We start from the raw sequence: 3,162 nt of genomic DNA, 5'->3' as shown, positions 1-3,162 counted from the left end.
GCTCGTCGAAGAGGCTTCGGCTTCAGCGCGAGCGCTCGAGCAGCAGGCCGAGCAGTTGGTGCAGACGGTGGCGGTGTTCCGCCTCGCGCAGCAGGCGCAGGCCGCGGGTCCGACGGTGGCAAAGGCGAAGGCGGCTCCGGCCCGCAAGGTGTCAGCAGCGCTTGCAGCTCATGTAAGCCATCCGAGCCGACACAACCCGTAATCGGCTCAAGGTTGGGGCAACCCGTCCAGCCGAGCTGGACGGTGGCGCTTCAGCCGACTGCGGCTCCGCCGTTACCGCCTTGATGCCATCGAGAGTCCACCAGTGCTTGCCCCCGCCCTACCCGACAACGAAACCGCCCGACTCGAGGCGCTGCGCAATCTCGGCCTGCTCGACACGCAGAACGAGGAGCGCTACTCGCGTTACACGCGCATCGCGAAGATGCTGATCGACGTGCCGATCGCGACGATCTCGCTCATAGACGCGAACCGCCAGTGGTTCAAGGGCGCATGTGGACTGGATGTCGCCGAGACACCGCGGCGGGTTTCGTTCTGCGGTCACGCCATCCTCGAACAGGGGGTGTTCTATATCCCCGACACGCACGCGGACCCGCGCTTTGCCGACAACCCGCTCGTGACGAGCGCGCCGCATATCCGCTTCTACGCGGGTTGTCCGATTTACGTGCCGGGCAACCTCGCCGTCGGCACGCTGTGCGTAATCGACCGCAGGCCGCGCCAACTCGACGCCGAGCAACTGCTTCGCCTGCGTGACCTCGCCGACTGCCTGCAGCGCGAGCTGAGCCTGCACGTGCTGCTGCGCGATATCGAGCGATTCAAGGGCAACCCTGCGCTGAATGCTCTGCTGGAGGACAGCTGACACGCGGCAGCTGGCCAGCAAAACCGGCGCGCGCCACGGTGCGCTGATTTTCTCGTGCCGCACGCCGATATGCGTCGCGCGCCCATCACACAAACGCAAAAGCGCACCGCCTCCGCACCGTTGGGCCGCGGAGGTCGATGCACGCGTTGTCGCTCGACGCCGACCCAGGCCGGCATCCGGTCCGCCGCGCCGGTGGCGCGACGGCCGTTCGACGTCGCTTACAGCGAGAAGTCGAGACGGACCTTGCCGCGGCCGCCGCCGGGTGCAAACGTCCACTGCTTGACCGCGCGAACGGCCGAGCTCTCGAACGTGCGCGACGGCTTGGCATTGACGACCGACACCGACTTGACCTTGCCGGCCTCGTCGACGACGAACTCGACTTCCACGAAGCCCTGGGTGCCGGCACGCGCGGCTTCCGGCGGGTACTGAGGCTCGACGCGCTTGATCGGCTTGAGGTTCTCCGCCGAGGCACTGGCGGTGAAAGAAACGGCCGCAGCGGCCAGGGCGAAGGCAATGGCGATGTGACGCATGGGAGACGCTCCAGGGGGTTGCACCCCCGACATCGGCCCGCCGCGACGGGTCTTTAGGCTCCACGCAGCGCCACGTGCACATAGCGTGACGGCAGCGTCGGTTTGCTGCGCATTGGCGAGCGCGATTGTGCCGATGTGCACGGTTTGAGCCGCCGCGCGGCGCCGCAGTTCAACCGCCCTTAAAGATTCGGGCGCCTCCGCCGATGCCAAGAGGGTCGACCCCCCCTTCGGGTCTACCCCCGGAATCGAGGCCCCCATGTCTTTTTCTGCTTCCGCCCTGTTCGACCGTCTGACAGCGCCGGCCACCCGGTTCATGTCGCGGCTCACCTTCCTCAGGAAGGCCATGGTCATCGGCCTGTCGTTCGGCCTGACCTGCGCTGTGCTCGCTGGCTTCATCGTCGTCGGCACCTTGCGGGACATCTCCGCGACGGAGCTTCAGGCGTCGGCGGGCAAACCCCTGACCGCATTGCACGACGCGATGCTCGCCATGCAGCAGCATCGCGAGGCCGTGGTCCAACAAGCGTTCAACGACTCTTCGCAGGCCGCGACGCTGCCTGCGCTGCGCCAGAAAGTCGACAAGTCGTTGGCAGCGGTCGAAGCCTGGGAAGCGGACGTGCTCGACGGCAATCCGCTCAAAGAGCGCGTAGAGAAACTGCGCGCGTCCTGGGCCAAGGCTCAGGAGTCCCATGCCGATGCGGTCGCTGCGTCACAGGCCCATGAAGATGCACTGCGCCACGGGCGTCTGCTCGTGAAGGGCGTCGAGGCCAGTACGGGCCTCACGCTCGCGACCGACCCGGCCATGCTGTACGTCGGCCGCGCGCTCGTCGAGTGGCTGCCGATGCTCAGCGAGTACTCGGCCCGCCAGGGCGTAGTCGCGATCCGCATCTTCGGTGAGGGCTCGGTCTGGGCAGAGGACCGCTCGCAGCTCGCCGTGTCCAAGAGCATGGAGCGCTACCTCGAAGACCGCATCCGCATCGACATGGCGGAGACCGAGCGCAGCGCACCGACTACGGCGGCTGCAGTGAAGGGGCCGCTCGACCGTGCGATCAAGGCATCCGACGCGCAGACGACCCTGATCCAGGCGCAGGCGCTCGACGCGGACATGCCGGAAATGCCGGTGGCGGAGATGGGCAAGCACTCGGCCGCAACCCGCGCTGCGATCGCAGCCGCGATCGTCGGCGCCGAGAAGGCCTTCGATGAAGCCGCGGCCGCTGAACTGCTCGAGCTGCGCGCCCAGGCGATCACCGTGGCGCTTGTGTGCGTGCTTGCGCTGATGCTGTCGGCGTACCTGTTCTACGGTTTCAGCCGCAGCACGCGGGACTCGCTCGCGCAGATCAAACTCGCGTCCGAGCGTTTGGCGGCCGGCGAGTTCGTGGACAAGGTCGCGGTGGACAGCCGCGACGAGCTGCGCGACATCGGTGACAGCCTCGAACACGCCGTTGGCAGCCTGCGCCAGTTCGCCACCGCGCAGCGCGCCATGTTCGACGCGCACGAAGCGGGCGAGATCGACCACCGCGTCGATACCGCCGCCTTCCCCGGCGCCTTCGGCGTGATGGCCGGCCAGACCAATACGCTCGTCGGGTCCCACATCGGCACGCAAACGCACCTCATCGAGATCGTTGGGCAGTACGCACAGGGCGACCTGTCGGCGGACGTCGAGCGCTACCCGGGCAAGAAGGCCGAGATCACTGCAGCAGTCGATGCGGTCAAGGCCGGCATGCAGTCGATCAACGCCGAGATCAAGGCACTCGTCGATGCCGGCGTGGCCGGCGACCT

The 3,162-nt window shown here is 67.3% G+C and carries 4 protein-coding genes; 3 read left to right on the top strand and 1 reads right to left on the bottom strand.

The features are described from left to right. The coding region (locus IE075_RS15760; RefSeq protein ID WP_229792568.1) for a hypothetical protein at positions 1–202 on the top strand (202 nt) is incomplete at its 5' end. Positions 203–304: 102 nt separating this feature from the next. Then, positions 305–856, top strand: coding sequence for a GAF domain-containing protein (locus IE075_RS15485; protein WP_189458004.1), 552 nt, complete (start codon positions 305–307; stop codon positions 854–856). Between the two features lie 218 nt (positions 857–1,074). On the opposite strand, the gene IE075_RS15480 is transcribed toward IE075_RS15485, so the two are convergent. Then, positions 1,075–1,386 carry an energy transducer TonB gene (locus IE075_RS15480; protein ID WP_189458003.1) on the bottom strand — a complete coding sequence of 104 codons (312 nt, stop codon included), beginning with the start codon at positions 1,384–1,386 and terminating at the stop codon, positions 1,075–1,077. A gap of 256 nt (positions 1,387–1,642) precedes the next feature. On the opposite strand from IE075_RS15480, the gene IE075_RS15475 reads away from it, so the two are divergent. Next, the coding region (locus IE075_RS15475; RefSeq protein WP_189458002.1) for a HAMP domain-containing protein at positions 1,643–3,162 on the top strand (1,520 nt) is incomplete at its 3' end.

Source organism: Cognatilysobacter bugurensis (assembly GCF_014652095.1).
Classification (GTDB): domain Bacteria; phylum Pseudomonadota; class Gammaproteobacteria; order Xanthomonadales; family Xanthomonadaceae; genus Cognatilysobacter; species Cognatilysobacter bugurensis.
This window is presented reverse-complemented; position numbering and strand designations above follow the sequence as displayed.

Coding starts and splice junctions, on each gene's coding strand:
- IE075_RS15480 (WP_189458003.1), bottom strand. CDS start 1,386: ATGCGTCACATCGCCATTGCCTTCGCCCTGGCCGCTGCGGCCGTTTCT.